This is a genomic window from Salmonella sp. SAL00672 (assembly GCF_046552175.1).
Taxonomy (GTDB): Bacteria; Pseudomonadota; Gammaproteobacteria; order Enterobacterales; family Enterobacteriaceae; genus Salmonella; species Salmonella enterica.
This window is the reverse complement of sequence record NZ_JBGDUQ010000002.1, coordinates 181,908-202,403: the sequence shown is the minus strand read 5'-3', so window position 1 is coordinate 202,403 and position 20,496 is coordinate 181,908. Positions and strand designations below refer to the sequence as shown.

Genomic DNA, 20,496 nt, shown 5'->3' with positions numbered 1-20,496 from the left:
GCATAATTCAAACGGCTACCAGCCACTTCCGCCAGCTTGCCTGCACCAGCGCGCGCTCTTTGCTAAAACACGTCTGCGCCACATGACCGGGAAGCTCCTGCAACGCCAGGTGGTGCAGTTCATCACGCAGTGTGGTGTAGGCTACCGTCAGCGCCTGCGCCTCGTGTTCATCCATAATGCCGTTTTGCGCCAGAAGCTCCAGGATGCGCACGTTATCAGACCAGCGCGTTAATTTAGGTTTTTCATGAGCGTAGCGCAGTACCAGATATTGCGCGATAAACTCAATATCCGTAATACCGCCTTCATCAGCTTTAATATCAAAACGATCACGATGCTTATTGCCGAGATGCGCCCGCATTTTCTCGCGCATTTCACGCACTTCAGTCTGCAATGTCTTGCCGTCGCGCGCCGTCGTCATGATAGTGCGGCGCACCGTATCAAACTGTGAGGTAAGCTGCGGGTCGCCATATACCACGCGAGCGCGTACCAATGCCTGATGTTCCCAGGTCCAGGCTTCATGCTGCTGATAATCGGCAAACGCGTCCGCTGAAGTCACCAGCATTCCCGCCGCACCAGAGGGGCGTAGACGCGCATCCACCTCATACAAAATGCCGGAGGAGGTGCGCGTACTGAACAGATGCATAATGCGCTGCGCCAGGCGCAGATAAAACTGCCGCCCGTCGATTTCGCGTTCGCCGTTGGTCATGACGTCCATCGGACAGTCATGCAGGAAGATGAGATCCAGATCGGAACTGTAGCCCAGCTCCCATCCGCCCAACTTGCCATAACCGACGACCGCAAACCCCCGCCCCTGGCGTTCGTCCAGATGCGCTGGCTGACCATAACGCGCAACCATTTGCGTCCACGCCTGCTGCACCACAGCATCAATCATCGCCTCCGCCAGCCATGTGAGGTGATCGCTCACTTTCATCACCGGCAGCGTACCGGCAATATCCGCCGCCGCAATCCGCAAAAGCTGTGCCTGTTTAAACTGGCGTAATGCCTCCAGTTGTTGTTCTTCGTCCTCTTCCGGCACCCGCAGCAAATACTGGCGTAATTCGTCGCGGTAAGCGCCGGTAGCCGTCGGCTGATAAAGCGTGCTGGGGTCGAGCAGTTCATCAAGCAACAACGGATAACGCGCCAGTTGGCTCGCTATCATTGGCGAAGCGGCGCAGAGCATAATCAGGTGTTTCAGCGCGCCGGGAAATTCGCTCAACAGCTCCAGATAGGTGGTGCGAGTGACAATCCCCGCCAGCAACGGCGTTATCCGCGATAGCGTAACAGCGGCGTCTTCGCGGGAACAGACGTCAGCAAGCAGGTGCGGCATCAGTTGGTCCAGCACTTGCCGCCCGCGCGGGCCGATAGGGCGTTTATCCAGTTCCTTACGGAAGTCAGCGATGAGGGTCAGAACCTGTCGCCGATCCTCATCGGCTAAATGCGCCAGCACTGGCGTCGAATCATCCTCCTGTAGCGCATCCTGCCATACTTCACGCCACGGCTCTGAACGTTCTTCCTCCTGCGGGGTATCGGCTTCATCATCGCCAATTAATTCGTTGAATACGCGGCGTACATTAGCCATATGATCCGTCAGTTCGCCAACAAGCTGCGGCCAGTTCTCCGCCTTCATTCCCCAGGCCAGCCGCGCCCGATTCAGATCGTCGGCAGGCAACGTTTGCGTCTGTTCGTCATTGATGCTTTGCAGTAGATTCTCCAGACGACGTAGAAAAAGATAGGCCATGCGCAGTTGCGCCACGTCATTCTCAGGCAGCAAATGCAGCGCAGCGATAGCATCCAGCGTTGGCAGTAACGAACGCGACTGTAGCGACGGCTCGCGTCCGCCGCGGATGAGCTGGAATACCTGCACGATAAACTCAATTTCACGAATACCGCCCGCGCCAAGTTTAATGTTGTCTTTCAAACCGCGGCGTCGCACTTCGCGGGCGATCATCCCTTTCATATTACGTAGCGACTGGATGACGCTGAAATCGATATAGCGGCGGAAAACGAAAGGCCGCAGCATGGCGCGTAATTCACGAGACCAGGCGTCGTCGTTATCGCCCATTAGCCGCGCTTTCACCATGGCGTAGCGTTCCCAGTCGCGTCCTTGCTCCTGATAGTAATCCTCCAGCGCGGCAAAACTCAGTACCAGCGGGCCGCTGTCGCCAAACGGTCGCAGGCGCATGTCCACCCGATAGACAAAACCATCCATTGTGGGCTGATCCAGCGCTTTGATCAGCCGCTGCCCGAGACGCGTAAAAAACTGGGCGTTATCGAGTTCACGACGCCCGCCCCGGGTCTCGCCATGTTCCGGCCAGGCGAAAATCAGATCGATATCAGACGAAAAATTCAGTTCGCCGCCGCCCAGCTTGCCCATGCCTAAAATCAACAGCGGCTGCGGAACGCCCTGCGGGTTACAGGGGGTTCCCCATTCGCGGCAACAGGCGGCATACAGCCAGTCGCGCGCCCCCACAATGAGCGTCTCCGCCAGATGGCTCAACTGTTGTAAAATAGTCTCATCGTCCACCAGCGACAGCGTCTGCGCCCAGGCGATGCGTACCATGATGCGACGACGAAAAAACCTCAGTTCACGCATCAGCGAGGCGTCGTCACAGACACCTGCCAACGCCTCCTGTAACCAGCCAGCATAATGTCGCCATTCATCAGCCTGCGGCGATGCGGATTCCAGTTCGGCAAGCCACTCCGGATGCGCTATCACGCTATCCAGCGCAAAATCGCTAAATGTAAGTACTGACTTCGCCTGCACGTTAAGCGATGTCTCAGTAAATCCTTCTGGTAGGCGCTCAACAACGGTCTGCCAGTACTGCGATAAGGGTGAAGAGAGCGGCGTCATTTAGGGGATATCCTTTAAATAATGCCGGATGGCGGCGTTTCGCCTGATCCGGCCTACAAGTCCGCATACCGTAAGCCTGATAAGCGCAGCGTCATCAGGCGCTTTCTACGGTTCTGATTATCGTTTTCCGCTGTGCAACCAGAACGGCTGCTGGTTAATGGCCTCATTACGGAAATGTTCAATTTCAATACGTTGTCCGGTAAGAATGGCGTGACGCAATCCCTGCCAGTTTTCCAGCCATGCCTGCGCGACCATCGCATCATAATACCCGGCCAGCAGTAAAACGCTGTCGATATCGCGAGTCAAACGCGGCAACTGGTCGCGATACTTATCACCCAGCGGTTGTCCAAAAACTTTTTTTAATTCAGCAGCATGACGAGAAAGATGAATGTCGGCGAAACGCTTAAAAGAATCGGCCATTTTGGCCTGCGCCTTCGCGTCCAGAAATGGCTGCCAGGCTTTCGTCACCAGCCATTCCGTCAATGCCAGTTTCGCCATCGCCGTTTGCGTACTATAAACGGCTGTGACGGCGGACACCGCGGATGTCATCGTCGCTTCCGCCTGGGTAAGTAGATCACGTAAGTGAGCGCTCGCTTTACGCGGAACAATGCCACCAAAAAGCATTAAGGCATGGCGCACTAATCCCATAGCATCCAGCACGTGTTCTTTCGCCGACTCGTCGCCGCGCAGCCAGAGCTCTTCATGGTACTGCCACTGTGACAACGCCAGATCCAGCGAGGCCTCCAGCCCTTGCTCTACCGTGGCTTTCGCGGCAGTCCGCAGAATTGCCGTTGGTGTATTCTCTCGCGGCGCATTCCCCTGCGCCAGGTGATAACCTCGCGCCGCCTTACTCAGACTGCCCTGACGCAAACCGGTTTGCGACAGCAGTTGCTTCGCCAGTTTTAACACGGCGCGCGTATCGCCGCGAAGCAACTCAAGCTCCAGCTCACAAATCGGTTCGGCAAACTCGCCCGCTTTTACGTCGCCGAGATCGAGCGCAATTTCAATCCTGCTGCCGTCAACGTCCAGACACCATTTTTCCCGGTAAAAATCGGTACTGAACAGCGGCTGTACGCTTGATGCCAGGCCAGCGGGCAGTTTGCCATCCGGCCAGACCTCCGCCGGAAGTTGCGTCAGATCCAGCACGGGTTCGCTTAACGCGACATTGTATTCGGGTCGCTGGTGCAGCCCGCCCGTTACCCGGCCGGCAATTTTCATGGTCATTTCATAGCGCCCATTTTCACCACGAATACGCAGCCCCATATCATGGCGGCGTAGCCAGTTATCAGGCGTTTCGAAGTAGATATTCAGCAACTGGCTGGGCGCATGATGCTCGCCGCCGAGCGTATGAAGATGATTTCGCAGCGCATCTACGGCGTCGTGATTGACGATAAACTTTAATTCGATTTCCTGAGCCATGGCCTTGTACTTATGGGTTATGTCACATCTGGGAAGATTCTTGGCGAACTTACCCGCATTATTTTTGTCAGTAGATAGTATTTTGCGCCAAATTGCCATGCAACGAGCAATTTGACGGGCGTAAAAGTTTGACGTAGCGGCAAAGGCGACACAGATGATTCCGATTGATGTCGACTACTTTGCGTAGCGACACTGATGCCGTTACTATCGTTCCACTTTCTCTGACAATAACGACAGCCTGATGCCAAAATTACGCCTGATTGGACTAACTTTACTTGCGCTTAGCGCCACCGCCGTCTCTCATGCTGAAGAGACGCGTTACGTTTCTGATGAACTGAATACCTGGGTCCGCAGCGGTCCGGGAGATAATTATCGCCTTGTGGGTACCGTCAACGCCGGCGAGGAAGTCACGCTCTTACAGAGCGATGCCAACTATGGTCAAATCAAAGACAGTTCTGGTCGTACTGCCTGGATACCGTTAAAAGAACTGAATACCACGCCAAGCCTGCGTACCCGCGTGCCGGATTTGGAAAATCAGGTCAAAACGTTGACCGATAAACTCAACAATATTGATACCACGTGGAATCAGCGCACCGCCGATATGCAGCAGAAAGTGGCGCAAAGCGACAGCGTCATCAACGGACTAAAAGAAGAGAACCAGAAGCTGAAAAACGAGCTGATTGTCGCGCAGAAAAAAGTTAGCGCCGCGAATCTGCAACTGGATGACAAACAGCGCACCATTATTATGCAGTGGTTTATGTATGGCGGCGGCGTATTGGGTATTGGCTTGCTGTTAGGGCTGGTGCTGCCGCATATGATCCCAAGCCGTAAACGCAAAGACCGCTGGATGAACTAAATCGCCTTCTCTGCGGCACTGTCTTATCATTAGAGGATGATCGTTTTTAAAAGGAAAGTGGCGTGAAGATTTATCTGGTCGGTGGTGCGGTTCGGGATGCGTTGTTAGGGCTACCGGTTAAAGATAAAGATTGGGTCGTTGTCGGCGCCACGCCGCAGGAGATGCTTGATGCGGGCTACCAGCAGGTAGGCCGTGATTTTCCTGTGTTTCTCCATCCGCAAACTCACGAAGAATACGCGCTGGCGCGTACTGAGCGTAAATCCGGTTCCGGCTACACGGGCTTCACCTGTTATGCCGCGCCGGACGTTACCCTGGAAGCCGATCTCCAGCGTCGCGATCTGACCATTAATGCTCTGGCGCGCGACGATGACGGCCAGATTATCGACCCTTACCACGGGCGCCGGGATCTGGAGGCGCGTCTACTGCGACATGTCTCTCCCGCGTTTGGCGAAGATCCCTTGCGCGTATTGCGCGTGGCGCGTTTTGCCGCCCGTTACGCTCATCTTAGTTTCCGTATCGCCGATGAAACACTGGCGCTAATGCGCGAAATGACCGCGGCAGGCGAGCTGGAACATCTGACGCCGGAACGGGTATGGAAAGAGACGGAAAATGCGCTTACCACCCGCAATCCGCAGGTTTACTTCCAGGTATTGCGCGACTGCGGCGCCCTGCGCGTCCTGTTTCCGGAAATCGACGCGCTGTTTGGCGTACCCGCGCCGGCAAAGTGGCATCCGGAAATTGATACCGGAGTTCATACGCTGATGACGCTGTCGATGGCCGCCATGCTCAGTCCGCAGCTTGATGTCCGTTTCGCCACGCTTTGTCATGATCTGGGCAAAGGCTTAACGCCGAAAAACCTCTGGCCGCGCCATCATGGTCACGGCCCGGCGGGCGTGAAACTGGTCGAACAGTTATGCCAGCGTTTGCGCGTCCCCAATGACCTGCGTGATTTAGCTAAACTGGTCGCCGAATACCACGATCTGATCCACACCTTTCCGATACTCCAGCCGAAAACGATCGTTAAGCTGTTTGACGCCATTGATGCATGGCGTAAACCGCAGCGCGTCGAGCAGATTGCGCTGACCAGCGAAGCCGATGTCCGTGGACGTACCGGCTTTGAAGCATCGGATTACCCGCAGGGGCGCTGGCTGCGCGAAGCCTGGCAGGTGGCCCAAGCGGTACCGACGAAAGAGGTGGTGGAGGCCGGATTTAAGGGCATTGAGATTCGCGAGGAGCTGACGAAGCGACGAATTGCAGCGGTCGCCAGCTGGAAAGAGAAGCGCTGCCCGAACCCCGCCAACTAAACGCCATCCGGCACGATAAATTGCCTGATGGCGCTGCGCTTATCGGACCGGCAAAACAGTTAGGCCGGACAAGGCGGTACGCCGCCATCCGGCACGGTCAATCATCAGAAGAAGACGACGTAAACGGCAGCCGCCACCACAAAGCGGTAAATCGCAAACGGAATAAACGAGATACGCTTAATCAGTTGCAGGAAAGTCTTGATGGCGATCAGCGCCACCACAAACGCCGTCACAAAGCCCACCGCGAACATCGGAATATCCGCTGCGGTCAGGAATGACCAACTTTTGTAGAGATCCAGAACCGTTGCGCCCATCATCATCGGCACAGCCAGTAAGAACGAGAACTCAGAGGCGGCGTAACGGCTGACGCCCATCAGCATCCCACCGGAAATGGTCGCTCCGGAACGCGAGAAGCCCGGCCACAGCGCCAGACACTGGAAACAGCCAATCATAAACGCCTGACGATACGTCATATCATCCAGCCCCGGCGCGCGCGGTTCTTTCGGCTTCAGGCACTCGGCGGCAATCAGCAACAGACCGCCTACCACCAGCGCGTACATCACGTTAATCGGGTTAAATAGCGACTTGATCGTGTCATGAAAGACTAACCCCAGCACCACCGCCGGAATCATGCCCAGCAGGATGTGAATCAACGTTAATCGACCTTTACTTTCACCTTCACGCTGTAGCGGGCGGCCAAAGTGAATACCGATGAGACCAAACAACCGCCGCCAGAACATCACCACGACCGCCAGAATAGATCCAAGTTGAATCACCACTTCGAATGTCTTGGCCGTATCGCCTTCAAACCCCAGCAGATGACCCACAATAATCATATGGCCCGTGCTGGATACCGGCAAAAACTCCGTCAATCCTTCGACCACACCCAAAATTGCCGCTATCAGCAGCGAGTGCATATCGCTCATCAATAAACCCCTAAAATGAAAAACACTGCAAAAATGGATCTCGCGTTAAGACCCCATATATAACCGTTTGGTTTAAAAAATATAAAATTATTTATTTTTATTTCAGATTATTGCCACGCTCAATAATTACCCCTACGTTCGCCGCGCGCGCGACGGCGCCAGGCTTGCTCAGTTTGATGCGAACCCACGGAGAATTGAATCGGCTAAGCAGCAGATCCGCCACCTCTTCCGCCACGCGTTCGACCAGAGCAAAACGACCGCCTTCGACATGATTTATCACCGTGTCGGCGATATCCGCATAACTTAGACAATCTGCGACATCATCGCTTTTCGCCGACTTGCGGTTATCCCATGCCATTTCGATATCGAACACCAGTTTTTGCTCGATAGTCTGTTCCCAGTCGTAAACACCGATAGTGGTGATTACCGAAAGTTGCTCTATAAATACAATATCCATCACGACCTGCCTGCTTTTTGGCTAACCCGGATACCACTTCCGGCGAAATGTGCGTATTATCCACAGAAATAGTAAATAAAACGACACTTTCAATACGGAACAGCTTATGAGTGCAATCGCGCCTGGAATGATCCTCTTCGCGTACCTCTGCGGCTCAATTTCCAGTGCCATTCTGGTTTGCCGCATCGCCGGGCTGCCCGATCCGCGAGAAAGCGGCTCCGGCAACCCGGGCGCGACGAACGTATTACGAATCGGTGGCAAGGGAGCGGCTGTCGCGGTACTTATTTTTGACATCCTTAAAGGCATGTTGCCCGTCTGGGGCGCGTATGCGTTAGGCGTTACCCCTTTCTGGCTGGGGCTTATCGCTATCGCCGCCTGTCTGGGGCATATCTGGCCGGTCTTTTTTGGCTTTAAAGGTGGGAAAAGCGTAGCAACCGCATTTGGCGCCATTGCGCCCATCGGCTGGGATTTAACCGGCGTCATGGCTGGCACCTGGCTGCTGACGGTCCTGTTAAGCGGTTATTCATCGTTAGGGGCGATTGTCAGCGCCTTGATTGCGCCGTTTTACGTCTGGTGGTTTAAACCGCAGTTCACCTTCCCGGTATCGATGCTGTCATGTCTCATTTTGCTGCGCCATCATGACAACATCCAGCGTCTGTGGCGTCGACAGGAGACGAAAATCTGGACGAAGCTGAAAAAGAAACGCCAGAAAGATTGAGCTGGAGCTGCGTCTGGAAGAGGGCCTCAACCGTCTGGGGATCGGCTCACAAGGGTTGACCGGCAATAGCTCGGTGATGGGCGTACATATCGAATCCGCCGCGCGTCACCCTTCCACCATTGGCGTGGTTAGGCGCGATTTTCGGCCTGCTCTTCCTGGTGCTGCTGATCGTCACCGGGCTGTTGTGGATGCCCGTCGTTTTGCTGTAAACCCGTTGGGGCGGCATGATGTCGCCCCCTTTTTCCGCTTTTACGCCGCTGGCAGCTCGGCCAGCGGCCAGCGCGGACGTACCGTTACGCCAAGATCCGCCGTAACGCCCGCCTTAAACCGCACCATTCCGGCATAGGCGATCATCGCCCCGTTGTCAGTACAAAACTCCGGGCGCGCATAGAACACTTCGCCGCGGCGTTTTTGCATCATTTCGGCAAGCTTCGCGCGCAGCGTGCGGTTAGCGCTGACGCCGCCCGCCATGACCAGACGCTTAAAACCGGTGCTTTCCAGCGCGCGCTTGCACTTGATCATCAGCGTATCCACGACCGCATCTTCAAAAGCGCGCGCAATATCAGCGCGAGTTTGTTCGTCGTCGCCATTACTACGAATGGTGTTAGCGGCAAAGGTTTTCAGACCGGAAAAACTAAAATCCAGCCCCGGACGATCGGTCATCGGGCGCGGAAAGACAAAACGCCCCGCCGTCCCCTGCGACGCCATTTTCGACAGCATCGGGCCGCCAGGATAATCCAGCCCCAACAATTTGGCGGTTTTATCAAACGCTTCACCGGCGGCATCGTCAATCGACTCTCCCAGCAGTTCGTACTGACCGATTCCGGTCACGCTAATGAGCTGCGTATGTCCGCCGGAGACCAGTAGCGCCACAAACGGGAATTCCGGGGGATTATCTTCCAGCATTGGCGCCAGCAGATGACCTTCCATATGGTGTACAGGAATGGCCGGCACATTCCAGGCAAATGCCAGTGAACGCCCGACGGTTGCGCCGACCAGCAGCGCGCCGACCAGGCCCGGGCCTGCGGTATAGGCCACCGCGTCGATATCGCTCGCCGTCAGACCGGCTTCTTTTAATGCCGCCTGAATCAGCGGCACGGTTTTACGCACATGATCGCGGGAAGCCAGTTCAGGCACTACGCCGCCGTAGTCAGCATGTAATTTCACCTGACTATACAATTGGTTGGCTAACAGACCCTTTTTGTCGTCGTAAATAGCGATGCCGGTTTCATCGCAGGATGTTTCAATACCCAGTACACGCATGACTTGTTTTACCTCGCTCTAATACCGCGCAGTGTAGGTCGAATGCGGGTGGATGTATACCCTCAGTCCCGACTTCGTGTATACTCCCTCCCCTTATAAAAGTCCCTTTCAAAAAAGGCCGCGGTGCTTTACAAAGCAGCAGCAATTGCAGTAAAATTCCGCACCATTTTGAAATAAGCTGGCGTTGATGCCAGCGGCAAACCGAATTAATCAAAGGTGAGAGGCACATGCCGGTAATTAAAGTACGTGAAAACGAGCCGTTCGACGTAGCTCTGCGTCGCTTCAAGCGTTCCTGCGAAAAAGCAGGTGTTCTGGCGGAAGTTCGTCGTCGTGAGTTCTATGAAAAACCGACGACCGAACGTAAGCGCGCTAAAGCTTCTGCAGTGAAACGTCACGCGAAGAAACTGGCTCGCGAAAACGCACGCCGTACTCGTCTGTACTAATCTTTTGAGAGCGGGCTGCTCTCAATTCAGATCGAGTTGTAGTTGTAAGGCCGTGCTTCCGAAAGGAATGCGCGGCTTGTTTTCGTTTATGCATTAGCATATACACAAAATCATTCATGCTGCGTCCAGGCGGCAAGAGAGCAAGTCCCCGGCGCTTACGCAAGTCAGCGACAGGGGTGAGCAAACGTAGCCAACACTACGGCAGCCTGAAGAATGACGTGTATAAAAGGGGCATATGGCTGGACGAATCCCACGCGTATTCATTAATGACCTGCTGGCGAGAACCGATATCGTCGATCTGATCGACGTGCGCGTAAAACTCAAGAAACAGGGCAAGAACTATCACGCGTGTTGTCCATTCCATAATGAGAAAACCCCTTCTTTCACCGTAAACGGTGAAAAACAGTTTTATCACTGCTTTGGATGCGGCGCGCATGGCAATGCGATCGACTTTTTGATGAATTACGACAAGCTCGAATTTGTCGAAACCGTCGAAGAATTAGCGGCCATGCATAACCTGGAAATTCCCTATGAAGCAGGCACCGGGCTTAGCCAGATAGAGCGCCATCAACGGCAAAACCTCTATCAGTTGATGAATGGTCTGAATGACTTTTATCAGCAGTCGCTTACCCATCCTGCGGCAAAACCTGCGCGTGACTATCTGCAAAAGCGCGGTCTGAGCGCTGAAATTATTCAGCGTTTCGCCATTGGCTTCGCGCCGCCAGGTTGGGATAACGCGTTAAAGCGCTTCGGTAATAACAGCGATAACAAGGCATTGTTGCTGGATGCCGGGATGCTGGTCAATAACGAGCAGGGCAGCACTTACGATCGTTTCCGTAATCGGGTCATGTTCCCTATTCGGGACAAACGCGGCAGGGTGATTGGTTTTGGCGGCCGAGTTCTGGGGAACGACACGCCGAAATACCTTAACTCTCCGGAAACGGACATTTTCCATAAAGGCCGCCAGCTATATGGTCTTTATGAGGCTCAGCAATATAGTGCTGAACCGCAACGCTTGCTTGTGGTCGAAGGTTATATGGATGTCGTCGCACTAGCGCAATACGACATTAACTATGCGGTCGCTTCGCTGGGTACCTCAACCACGGCAGACCATATGCATATGTTATTCCGGGCGACGAACAACGTAATTTGCTGTTACGACGGCGACCGGGCTGGCCGTGATGCCGCCTGGAGAGCGCTGGAAACAGCAATGCCTTATATGACCGACGGTCGGCAGGTACGCTTTATGTTTTTACCTGACGGCGAAGACCCGGATACGCTGGTGCGTAAAGAAGGCAAGGCGGCTTTTGAAGCGCGGATGGAGCAGGCGCAGCCGCTCTCTACGTTTCTGTTTAATAGCCTCCTGCCGCAGGTGGATTTAAGCTCGCCGGATGGCAGCACGCAGTTAGCCGCGCTGGCGCTGCCGCTCATTAATCAGGTGCCTGGCGACGCGCACCGTATTCAGTTGCGCCAGACGTTGGGGCTGAAGTTAGGCATTTTCGATGATAGTCAGCTTGATCGTTTAGTGCCAAAACAGGCGGAAAGCGGCGTTTCCCGCCCGGCTCCGCAGCTAAAACGCACGACCATGCGTATACTGATAGGATTACTGGTGCAAAATCCGGATCTCGCGCCGTTAGTGCCGCCCTTAGACGCGCTGGATCAGAATAAGCTGCCTGGACTTGGCTTATTTAAAGAATTGGTCAAAACTTGTTTGGCTCAGCCAGGTCTTACTACCGGACAACTTCTGGAACTCTACCGTGGCACAAATGATGCTGCGACCCTTGAAAAATTATCGATGTGGGACGATATAGCAGATAAGGCGATTGCCGAAAAGACCTTTACCGACTCACTCAACCATATGTTTGATTCGCTGCTGCAACTGCGACAAGAAGAGCTGATCGCTCGCGATCGCACTCACGGTTTAAGCAGCGAAGAACGCCGAGAGCTCTGGACGTTAAACCAGGAGCTGGCCAGAAAATGAATTTAACGGCTTAAATGCCGCATATCGATCGGGAAGCCCCCGACAGCCGCAGTGAGAGGCAGCGGCCAAAATATAAGTATGCCCTCGCTTTAAATGTCGACAGCTATACCGTCGACACCAATCAAACGAATAAGTGTGGATACCGTCTTATGGAGCAAAACCCGCAGTCACAGCTGAAACTTCTTGTCACCCGTGGTAAGGAGCAAGGCTATCTGACCTATGCTGAGGTCAATGACCATCTGCCGGAAGATATCGTCGATTCAGATCAAATTGAAGATATCATCCAAATGATCAACGACATGGGTATTCAGGTAATGGAAGAAGCGCCTGATGCCGATGATCTGCTGCTGGCTGAAAATACCACCAGCACCGATGAAGATGCGGAAGAAGCTGCTGCACAAGTTCTGTCCAGTGTTGAGTCTGAAATCGGTCGTACGACTGACCCGGTACGCATGTATATGCGTGAAATGGGCACTGTTGAACTGTTGACCCGGGAAGGCGAAATCGACATCGCTAAACGTATCGAAGACGGGATCAACCAGGTTCAATGCTCCGTTGCCGAATACCCGGAAGCCATTACCTATCTGCTGGAACAGTACGATCGCGTTGAGGCTGAAGAGGCTCGTTTGTCCGATCTTATCACCGGCTTTGTCGATCCGAACGCGGAAGAAGAGATGGCGCCGACCGCAACTCACGTCGGTTCTGAACTCTCCCAGGAAGACCTGGATGATGACGAAGACGAAGATGAAGAAGACGGCGACGATGACGCCGCCGATGACGACAACAGCATTGACCCTGAACTGGCACGCGAAAAATTCGCTGAGCTGCGCGCGCAATACGTCGTTACGCGCGACACCATCAAAGCGAAAGGCCGCAGCCATGCTGCCGCGCAGGAAGAGATTCTGAAGCTGTCTGAAGTGTTCAAACAGTTCCGTCTGGTACCGAAGCAATTCGACTATCTGGTCAACAGTATGCGCGTGATGATGGATCGCGTGCGTACTCAGGAACGTCTGATCATGAAGCTCTGCGTCGAGCAGTGCAAAATGCCGAAGAAGAACTTTATCACGCTGTTTACCGGTAACGAAACCAGCGAAACCTGGTTCAACGCCGCTATCGCGATGAACAAACCGTGGTCGGAAAAACTGCACGATGTCGCGGAAGAAGTGCAACGCTGCCTGCAAAAACTGCGGCAGATTGAAGAAGAGACCGGTCTGACCATCGAACAGGTGAAAGACATCAACCGTCGCATGTCTATCGGGGAAGCGAAAGCCCGCCGTGCGAAGAAAGAGATGGTTGAAGCGAACTTACGTCTGGTTATTTCTATCGCTAAGAAATACACCAACCGTGGCTTGCAGTTCCTTGACCTGATTCAGGAAGGCAACATCGGCCTGATGAAAGCGGTAGATAAGTTCGAATACCGTCGTGGTTACAAGTTCTCCACCTACGCTACCTGGTGGATTCGTCAGGCGATCACCCGCTCTATCGCGGATCAGGCGCGCACCATCCGTATTCCGGTGCATATGATTGAGACCATCAACAAGCTCAACCGTATTTCTCGCCAGATGCTGCAAGAGATGGGCCGCGAGCCAACGCCGGAAGAGCTGGCCGAGCGCATGCTGATGCCAGAAGATAAGATCCGCAAGGTGCTGAAAATCGCTAAAGAGCCTATCTCCATGGAAACGCCGATCGGCGACGATGAAGATTCGCATCTGGGTGATTTCATCGAGGATACCACCCTCGAGCTGCCGCTGGACTCTGCCACTACCGAGAGCCTGCGCGCCGCCACTCACGATGTTTTGGCTGGCCTGACCGCTCGTGAAGCGAAAGTGCTGCGTATGCGTTTCGGTATCGATATGAACACCGACCACACACTGGAAGAAGTGGGTAAACAGTTCGACGTTACCCGCGAACGTATCCGTCAGATCGAAGCGAAGGCGCTGCGTAAACTGCGCCACCCGAGCCGTTCTGAAGTGCTGCGCAGCTTCCTCGACGATTAATTCGCCGCACACGTATAAACGCCGCCGCAAGGCGGCGTTTTTTTATCAGGCCATGCGCAAGCACCCTATTTGGCCTACAGAATTTCTACACAGCGCGAGTATTCGCGCCCTCATTCCCCATTGCTATAGCCCACGCATAATGAGCGCTTGATCCAGTTCGCGATAGGCCTCGACCAGTTTTTCCGTTTTAATTCGGTTTAAGCCACTGGGATTCGGCAACACCCACACCATCGTCGCGCCAATGGCGATCTTTTGTTTACCCCAGGCGATACCGCGCTGGCTGAATCCCTGTTCAAAAGCCTGTTTACCAAGCACCGCCAGCGCCGCGGGCTGGTAGTCCTCTATCTTTTCAATCAGGTTTCGTCCGCCGCTACGTAATTCATGCAACTTCACCTCAGTCGCTTGTACCGTCGGTCGATCGACGAGTTTCGTTACCCCGCAGCGAAAATCCAGTAATTTTTCCGCCTCTTCCGGTTTCAACTGTCGATCGGTGAAACCGGCCAAATGAATAACTTTCCAAAAACGATTCGCGGGATGCGCAAACGGAAAGCCGGTATTCGCCGAGGAGAGTCCCGGATTGATGCCGCAAAAAACCACCCGTAGCCCTGGCGCCAGTATGTCCTTAACCATTATTACTCCTGAGCAATACAACGTTCTTTAAGTATAACGGGTTGAAAACACATTGTTTATAAAAACAGCACCCGCACGGTTACGGCTGGATTACAGCGTAAAGTTACATTATAATCCACCGCCACGGCCCCTTAGCTCAGTGGTTAGAGCAGGCGACTCATAATCGCTTGGTCGCTGGTTCAAGTCCAGCAGGGGCCACCAAATTTTAGCTTTAAAATCATATAATTAAGCCACTCTAAAGAGTGGCCTTTTTGTTTCTGACAGGGCTCACCCCATACCGCTATTTACGATGCCAATAGGCTGCCGCACGTACCAGGTGTGGATCAAACCCCTTTTCAAAGCACTGACTTAAACGTTTTACCGTTTTGCCTTCGCCAGTAATCCAGATGAAATAGTCTGATTCTGGTATTGTCAGCTGCGACAGGCGCGTTTGCATTGCCTGTTCATCGCCGCCAACAACATATTCCACAGTAATATCCGTCAAATGGGCGAGATAATCGCGATATGCCGCATCCTGAATGCTCACCAGCGCGGTTACCGCAGGGCGCGCAGGCAGACGGCTAAGCGATTCCAGACGACGACGTAGCGCAGGCATACCGGACTCATCGCAGACATAAACCTGACAGGCATAATCTTCCGGCACCACCAGCGAACCGCGCGGCCCGCCGATCGTCAGTGTATCGCCTTCACGGGCTTCCATTGCCCAACGGCTGGCTACGCCGCCATCGTGGATAAAGAAATCCAGCGCCAGCTCGCGACGCGCCTCGTCATACAGCGGCGTGTAATCCCTGGAGACCGGACGAACGCCCTCCCCCCAGATAATGCCTTCCTCAGTGACTGTCGGAGGCGTAAAGCGACAGCCTGGCTCAGGGAAAAAAACTTTCGTGTGATCGTCAAAGCCCAGGGAGGTGAAACCGTCCAGCGCCTCGCCGCCAAGTACGATCCGCTGAAATCCTGCGCTAATACGTTCTACCCGCAGAACGGTCAGCTCGCGAAAACGCAGTTCATTACGAACACGCTGTGGATAGCGTGCGGATGATGTCGTCATTTTTTGCCTTCGTGAAGTAATACGATATATCTAAATTAAAATTTTAAATGATAATGATTGTTAATCAGTAAAAATGCAACTGTTTTTTGATAGTGTTCTGGCCACGCGTCGCTAACTATAACCTTACAATAAAACCTTATAAATTAATAGATTATATAAACAATCGCTTTTGCCCTTGCTAAAAATCATCATTTAGATATAAATTAGATATATCTAAATAAACAGGAGACAATGATGCAAAATCAACATGAAGGGTGTTGCAAAAACCGGGATCATAAGCACGATGGTTGCTGCAAAGATCGCGAACATCAGCATGAAGGCTGCCATAGCGCGCATCAGCATGAGAACGCCAGTTGCGGCGGCGAACACCGTCACGGACACGGCTGTGGTCGTCATGGACAGGGCGGTGGTCGACGTCAGCGATTTTTTGGCCACGGGGAACTTCGGCTGGTCATTCTTGATATCCTGACCCGGGACGCCAGCCACGGCTATGAACTGATTAAAGCGATAGAAAACCTGACGGGGGGCGGCTATACGCCAAGCGCTGGTGTGATCTACCCTACGCTGGATTTTTTACAGGATCAGCAATTTATCACGATTAGCGACGAAGAAGGCGGGCGGAAAAAAATCGCGATTACCGCGAACGGCGCGCAATGGCTTGATGAAAATCGCGAACACCTGACGCATATTCAGGCGCGGCTAAAAGCCCGTTGTGTGGGCATGGAGTTACGTAAAAATCCGCAGATGAAGCGGGCGCTGGATAACTTCAAGGCCGTGCTGGATCTGCGGATAAACCACAGCGATATCAACGACGCGCAAATCAAACGCATTATCGGCGTGATTGATCGCGCGGCGCTGGAAATCGCCGAACTGGATTAAGCGGGCTGCGTGTCCTCTTCGCGGACGCGGAACACGTTAACCAGCTCTTTTAAATGTAACGCCTGTTCGTTCAGCGACGCTGCGGCGGCAACAGACTCTTCCACAAGGCAGGAGTTTTGTTGCGTGGCGGCGTCAATCAGGCCAATCGCGCTGTTAATCTGCGAAATACCGTCAGTTTGCTCACGGCTGGCCTGCCCAATCTCGCGTAATATCACATCCATCTCTTCGACGTTATCCACCATGCCATTAATCAGGGCGCTGGCTTTCTCCACCAGGTGCATCCCTTCCTGAGTCTGACTGGTTGAATCTTCAATCAAATTACGGATTTCACTGGCTGACGAGGCGCTCTTTTGCGCCAACTGGCGAACCTCTCCGGCGACAACGGCAAAACCACGTCCATGTTCGCCCGCACGCGCCGCTTCAACCGCCGCGTTCAGCGCCAGAATATTGGTCTGAAAGGCAATGGAATCAATGATATTGATGATATCCGACATACGATTTGCCGTATCGTTAATGACGCGCATTTTCTGCGTCACTTGATTCATCATCTCCCCATTGTTTTTCACTACGCTGGCGGCGCCGGCAGAGAGTTTGGTCGCTTCACTGGTATGGTCAGCTGTGTTTTTAACCGTGGCGGTAATCTGTTCCATCGACGCCGCCGTTTCTTCAACCGAGCTGGCCTGTTCTTCCGTACGCGCCGCCAAATCCTGGTTACCGGCGACAATTTGCGCCGCCGCCGTGGAGATACTCTCCGAACCGTTTTGCACTTCCTGTACGATATCCAGCAGACGCGTTTTCATCGCCATTAATGCTTGCAGTAGTACGCCTGTTTCATCTTTATAGTCGGTGGTGATATGGCGAGTCAGATCGCCATCGGCAATCGCCTCGGCAAAGCGTACTGCGTCATCAAGCGGTCGGGTAATGGAACGTACGATATACCATCCCATTACGCATCCGGCAGCGATGCTTATCAGCGCCAGGGTAATTAACAGCGTCCGGTTAGTTTTAAAATCTCCTTCGACCTGCACGCCCGCGTTGTGCATCTGCGCATCCTGAACGGCGATAAGTTCCTGAACTTTGTCCTTATAGACCTTTTGCACTTGCACCGTTCTGGTCATCATCTCCTGAATGGCCGCCTGACGATTATGGCTTTGAATATCTTGCAAAATACGGAATCTGGACTCCAGGTATTGCTGGCGCGCTTCACGGATCTCGGTAATGATTTTCTGCGAAGCCGCATCGTGACGATTGCTGGAAAGCTCATCCAGTAACGCCGTAATACGCTGGCTTATTTCATCCAGCTCTTTCTGCGAACTCTGGCTCCAGCGCCCCTCTTCATCCAGTAACATGAGCTGCTGCGCGATGATGAAATCATTAAAATTATCGATTAACAGATTGGCTTTTACCGTGGTGGGATAATCATTGGTAATAATGTTCTGCATACCCGTATTAGCCCGATCAAGGCTAAACAAAGACAGAGCGGAACTCACCACCATGAGAACAATGAATAAGCCAAAGGCCATAAATAATTTTGAACGTATTTTAATGTTATGCAAAAACATATTTTCTCCCTGGGATTGCATATCCTCATACAGGAAGATTTATCGGCAATAATGTTACTAACTTTATGATATTGATCGCTTTTTATTTCGGAGCATTATTAGTAAGTAATTTTTATTGTTCACAGAAAGATGAACCAAAAGTGACATAAATTGGCACTAATAATGAAAGAAATACGCTAAAAGGTTAACCATTTCTTATTTATTAACTGATCTTATACCCATTAATGGGTAGGCAGGAGAGAGGAAAGAAATATTACATTATTTTTAACAATATATGTCACTGATACTCTCTATGATGGCAGGAGCCGCCTTCTATCAGAGCGCATCCGCCCGGTAAGCTTGTTGCTACCGGGCGGATGTCATTACCGTTGCTACCTACAAATAAACTTAATGCAGTACCGTGACCGCATCCTCCAGCCGGCTGGCACGGTGTTTTACCATTGCGGAGACTTGTGCGCTCTCTTCCACCAGCGCCGCATTTTTCTGGGTTATGCGGTTCAACTCGTCCACGGCGCGAGTCAGGCTGGAAAGCCCATCTGTCTGTTCCTGCGTCGACTGACTGATCCGTGCGATAAGCAGGGTGACATTTTGCACCTGAGCTACAATGTCATCCATGGTACGGCCTGCGGCGTGAACCTGCTCGGAGCCTGACTGCACCTTTGTTGCGCTGGCATCAATTAATTTACGAATATCGTTCGCCGCATTAGCGCTGCGGCTGGCAAGATGGCGTACCTCGCCAGCAACCACGGCAAACCCTTTCCCCTGCTCGCCCGCTCTCGCCGCTTCTACCGCCGCATTCAGCGCCAGGATATTCGTCTGAAAAGCGATATCGTTAATTAGCGTGGTGATCGTCCCGATACGTTGCGTACTGTGAGCGATATCATCCATCGTTTTAATCACCGTATCCATCGCCTCACCTCCCTGAGTCGCCGCGCTACTGGCCGCCATGGAAAGCTTATCCGCAGCGGAAGCCGTCTCGGAATTGAGCTTCACGGACTCCGCCATCTGGTTCATGGTCGTTACCGTTTCCTGAACATTCTCCACGGTCTGACGGGTGTGTTCGTTCAGATCATTATTACCCTTCGCCAGCCTTTCACTGCCGTTTCTGACGCTGGAAACCTGACTTGATACGTCATTGATCAGCCAGCGGCACATCAAGCCAAGCTGCCCCACGGCCCTCAGCGTCAGCCCCAACTCATCGCTACGATTAAGGTGTTGTACGCTGTTGCGTTCGCCGGTCGCCACTTTCAGCGCCTGCGTCGCCACATTTTCAATGGGACGCACAATTTGCCATTCAAATAGCGCCGTACCTGCCAGCATCGCCAACGCGCCCAACAGCAACGCCTGCCATGACGCATCCGTACCGAACAGCGCCAACACCAGCATTACGGCCATTAGCCCCATAATGCTACGCACTCGCCAGCGAACAGGCATAGCGGGCAGTTTGCCCAGCAAGCCCTGACGAACCACCAAGCCTTTATGAATACGTTTACTACACCGCCCTTCATTTAGCGCCTGATATAAAGGCTCGACGGCGGCAATCTCATCATCCGTGGCGCGGGTACGGATCGACATATATCCCGTCACACGCCCTTCACGTATCATCGGTACCGCGTTGGCCCTCACCCAATAATGGTCGCCGTTTTTACGCCGGTTTTTCACAATGCCGCTCCACGGTTCGCCCTGTTTTAGGGTATACCACATATCTGCGAAGGCAGCTTTCGGCATATCCGGATGACGCACCAGATTATGTGGCTGCGCCAGTAACTCGTTTAACTGATAGCCGCTCACCTGGACAAAAGTGTCATTGGCGTGAGTGATATAGCTTTCCAGGTCGGTCGTAGACATCAGAGTGGTATCATCATCCAGCGGGGTATTTAGCTGGCTGACGTAGGGATGAGAAGACATGATAGCGTCCTGTGCAGGTTATCTGGATGTTAATTTTTCGCTCAGATGTTATTTCGGCGCTAATCTATTTATCTTTAGTTGTTAAAATTGCTCTGGATCGCAATTTGCGATTAATCCTTAATATTTGTACGATTTTCACCTCATCCCGCGCCTTATTTTCATTATGAAATTGTTTAGCGTGGACAACCTTTTTCTTTAAAATCTGCCCTGGCTCACCTTTTTCTCACGCTGCCGCTAACGCAACACACCGTAAA

At 53.1% G+C, this 20,496-nt stretch carries 16 protein-coding genes, 1 tRNA gene and 1 pseudogene; 9 read left to right on the top strand and 9 right to left on the bottom strand.

The features are described 5' to 3' along the window. Window positions 1-7: 7 nt before the first annotated feature. Together glnE and ACLJTG_RS06740 are read right to left on the bottom strand one after the other, a co-directional pair. Window positions 8-2,851, bottom strand: coding sequence for a bifunctional [glutamate--ammonia ligase]-adenylyl-L-tyrosine phosphorylase/[glutamate--ammonia-ligase] adenylyltransferase (gene glnE, locus ACLJTG_RS06745; protein WP_021000791.1), 2,844 nt, complete (start codon window positions 2,849-2,851; stop codon window positions 8-10). 117 nt (window positions 2,852-2,968) lie between these two features. Next, window positions 2,969-4,270: an inorganic triphosphatase gene (locus ACLJTG_RS06740; RefSeq protein WP_021000792.1), complete on the bottom strand. Its 1,302-nt coding sequence runs from the start codon at window positions 4,268-4,270 to the stop codon at window positions 2,969-2,971. A 241-nt stretch (window positions 4,271-4,511) separates the two neighbouring features. On the opposite strand from ACLJTG_RS06740, the gene ACLJTG_RS06735 reads away from it, so the two are divergent. Both ACLJTG_RS06735 and ACLJTG_RS06730 read left to right on the top strand, forming a co-directional pair. Further along, the gene (locus ACLJTG_RS06735) at window positions 4,512-5,126 is read left to right on the top strand and encodes a TIGR04211 family SH3 domain-containing protein (RefSeq protein WP_001125344.1); all 615 of its coding nucleotides are present in this window, start codon (window positions 4,512-4,514) and stop codon (window positions 5,124-5,126) included. 62 nt (window positions 5,127-5,188) lie between these two features. After that, a complete protein-coding gene (locus tag ACLJTG_RS06730; protein ID WP_021000793.1) occupies window positions 5,189-6,430 on the top strand; it encodes a multifunctional CCA addition/repair protein in 1,242 nt (413 codons plus the stop codon). 104 nt (window positions 6,431-6,534) lie between these two features. Here the strand turns inward: ACLJTG_RS06730 and bacA are convergent, their stop codons facing one another. Both bacA and folB read right to left on the bottom strand, forming a co-directional pair. Next, window positions 6,535-7,356, bottom strand: a complete 822-nt coding sequence (gene bacA / locus ACLJTG_RS06725) for an undecaprenyl-diphosphate phosphatase (protein ID WP_001281933.1) — start codon at window positions 7,354-7,356, stop codon at window positions 6,535-6,537. A gap of 97 nt (window positions 7,357-7,453) precedes the next feature. After that, window positions 7,454-7,813, bottom strand: coding sequence for a bifunctional dihydroneopterin aldolase/7,8-dihydroneopterin epimerase (folB, locus tag ACLJTG_RS06720; RefSeq protein ID WP_000355776.1), 360 nt, complete (start codon window positions 7,811-7,813; stop codon window positions 7,454-7,456). Window positions 7,814-7,919: 106 nt separating this feature from the next. On the opposite strand from folB, the gene plsY reads away from it, so the two are divergent. After that, entirely contained in the window at window positions 7,920-8,531 is a 612-nt protein-coding gene (gene plsY / locus ACLJTG_RS06715) for a glycerol-3-phosphate 1-O-acyltransferase PlsY (protein WP_410958909.1), read from the top strand. Further along, window positions 8,515-8,658, top strand: a pseudogene (locus ACLJTG_RS06710) (fumarate hydratase); the annotation flags it as partial. The gene plsY and the pseudogene ACLJTG_RS06710, both read left to right, overlap by 17 nt. A gap of 122 nt (window positions 8,659-8,780) precedes the next feature. Here the strand turns inward: ACLJTG_RS06710 and tsaD are convergent. Continuing rightward, the gene (gene tsaD, locus ACLJTG_RS06705) at window positions 8,781-9,794 is read right to left on the bottom strand and encodes a tRNA (adenosine(37)-N6)-threonylcarbamoyltransferase complex transferase subunit TsaD (RefSeq protein WP_001264391.1); all 1,014 of its coding nucleotides are present in this window, start codon (window positions 9,792-9,794) and stop codon (window positions 8,781-8,783) included. 227 nt (window positions 9,795-10,021) lie between these two features. Between tsaD and rpsU the strand changes: the two genes are divergently transcribed. The 3 genes from rpsU to rpoD all read left to right on the top strand — a co-directional run bounded on the left by rpsU (window position 10,022) and on the right by rpoD (window position 14,215). Further along, a complete protein-coding gene (rpsU, locus tag ACLJTG_RS06700; protein WP_001144069.1) occupies window positions 10,022-10,237 on the top strand; it encodes a 30S ribosomal protein S21 in 216 nt (71 codons plus the stop codon). Between the two features lie 235 nt (window positions 10,238-10,472). Beyond that, a complete protein-coding gene (dnaG, locus tag ACLJTG_RS06695) occupies window positions 10,473-12,218 on the top strand; it encodes a DNA primase (protein WP_000918865.1) in 1,746 nt (581 codons plus the stop codon). A 14-nt stretch (window positions 12,219-12,232) separates the two neighbouring features. Continuing rightward, entirely contained in the window at window positions 12,233-14,215 is a 1,983-nt protein-coding gene (gene rpoD, locus ACLJTG_RS06690) for an RNA polymerase sigma factor RpoD (RefSeq protein ID WP_001120159.1), read from the top strand. 123 nt (window positions 14,216-14,338) lie between these two features. Here the strand turns inward: rpoD and mug are convergent, their stop codons facing one another. Continuing rightward, complete coding sequence (gene mug, locus ACLJTG_RS06685; protein WP_000237776.1) at window positions 14,339-14,845, bottom strand: G/U mismatch-specific DNA glycosylase; 507 nt, start codon at window positions 14,843-14,845, stop codon at window positions 14,339-14,341. Between the two features lie 125 nt (window positions 14,846-14,970). Here mug and ACLJTG_RS06680 point away from each other — a divergent pair. Next, window positions 14,971-15,046 (top strand) — tRNA-Ile (locus ACLJTG_RS06680). 79 nt (window positions 15,047-15,125) lie between these two features. Here the strand turns inward: ACLJTG_RS06680 and ACLJTG_RS06675 are convergent. Continuing rightward, complete coding sequence (locus ACLJTG_RS06675; protein ID WP_000213686.1) at window positions 15,126-15,893, bottom strand: siderophore-interacting protein; 768 nt, start codon at window positions 15,891-15,893, stop codon at window positions 15,126-15,128. 231 nt (window positions 15,894-16,124) lie between these two features. On the opposite strand from ACLJTG_RS06675, the gene ACLJTG_RS06670 reads away from it, so the two are divergent. Continuing rightward, window positions 16,125-16,772 (top strand): PadR family transcriptional regulator, encoded by a 648-nt coding sequence (locus tag ACLJTG_RS06670; RefSeq protein ID WP_000983434.1) that lies wholly within the window; start codon window positions 16,125-16,127, stop codon window positions 16,770-16,772. Here ACLJTG_RS06670 and ACLJTG_RS06665 read toward each other — a convergent pair. Further along, window positions 16,769-18,334, bottom strand: a complete 1,566-nt coding sequence (locus ACLJTG_RS06665) for a methyl-accepting chemotaxis protein (protein WP_000478471.1) — start codon at window positions 18,332-18,334, stop codon at window positions 16,769-16,771. The two genes, ACLJTG_RS06670 and ACLJTG_RS06665, sit on opposite strands and share 4 nt — an antisense overlap. Before the next feature lie 387 nt (window positions 18,335-18,721). Next, entirely contained in the window at window positions 18,722-20,242 is a 1,521-nt protein-coding gene (locus ACLJTG_RS06660; RefSeq protein ID WP_000094649.1) for a PAS domain-containing methyl-accepting chemotaxis protein, read from the bottom strand. Window positions 20,243-20,496: the final 254 nt, after the last annotated feature.

What these genes read in the sequence shown, in the direction of transcription:
- glnE (WP_021000791.1), bottom strand. Translation starts at nt 2,851, where the DNA reads ATGACGCCGCTCTCTTCACCCTTATCGCAGTACTGGCAGACCGTTGTT.
- ACLJTG_RS06740 (WP_021000792.1), bottom strand. Translation starts at nt 4,270, where the DNA reads ATGGCTCAGGAAATCGAATTAAAGTTTATCGTCAATCACGACGCCGTA.
- ACLJTG_RS06735 (WP_001125344.1), top strand. Translation starts at nt 4,512, where the DNA reads ATGCCAAAATTACGCCTGATTGGACTAACTTTACTTGCGCTTAGCGCC.
- bacA (WP_001281933.1), bottom strand. Translation starts at nt 7,356, where the DNA reads ATGAGCGATATGCACTCGCTGCTGATAGCGGCAATTTTGGGTGTGGTC.
- folB (WP_000355776.1), bottom strand. Translation starts at nt 7,813, where the DNA reads ATGGATATTGTATTTATAGAGCAACTTTCGGTAATCACCACTATCGGT.
- plsY (WP_410958909.1), top strand. Translation starts at nt 7,920, where the DNA reads ATGAGTGCAATCGCGCCTGGAATGATCCTCTTCGCGTACCTCTGCGGC.
- tsaD (WP_001264391.1), bottom strand. Translation starts at nt 9,794, where the DNA reads ATGCGTGTACTGGGTATTGAAACATCCTGCGATGAAACCGGCATCGCT.
- rpsU (WP_001144069.1), top strand. Translation starts at nt 10,022, where the DNA reads ATGCCGGTAATTAAAGTACGTGAAAACGAGCCGTTCGACGTAGCTCTG.
- dnaG (WP_000918865.1), top strand. Translation starts at nt 10,473, where the DNA reads ATGGCTGGACGAATCCCACGCGTATTCATTAATGACCTGCTGGCGAGA.
- rpoD (WP_001120159.1), top strand. Translation starts at nt 12,233, where the DNA reads ATGCCGCATATCGATCGGGAAGCCCCCGACAGCCGCAGTGAGAGGCAG.
- mug (WP_000237776.1), bottom strand. Translation starts at nt 14,845, where the DNA reads ATGGTTAAGGACATACTGGCGCCAGGGCTACGGGTGGTTTTTTGCGGC.
- ACLJTG_RS06675 (WP_000213686.1), bottom strand. Translation starts at nt 15,893, where the DNA reads ATGACGACATCATCCGCACGCTATCCACAGCGTGTTCGTAATGAACTG.
- ACLJTG_RS06670 (WP_000983434.1), top strand. Translation starts at nt 16,125, where the DNA reads ATGATGCAAAATCAACATGAAGGGTGTTGCAAAAACCGGGATCATAAG.
- ACLJTG_RS06665 (WP_000478471.1), bottom strand. Translation starts at nt 18,334, where the DNA reads ATGTTTTTGCATAACATTAAAATACGTTCAAAATTATTTATGGCCTTT.
- ACLJTG_RS06660 (WP_000094649.1), bottom strand. Translation starts at nt 20,242, where the DNA reads ATGTCTTCTCATCCCTACGTCAGCCAGCTAAATACCCCGCTGGATGAT.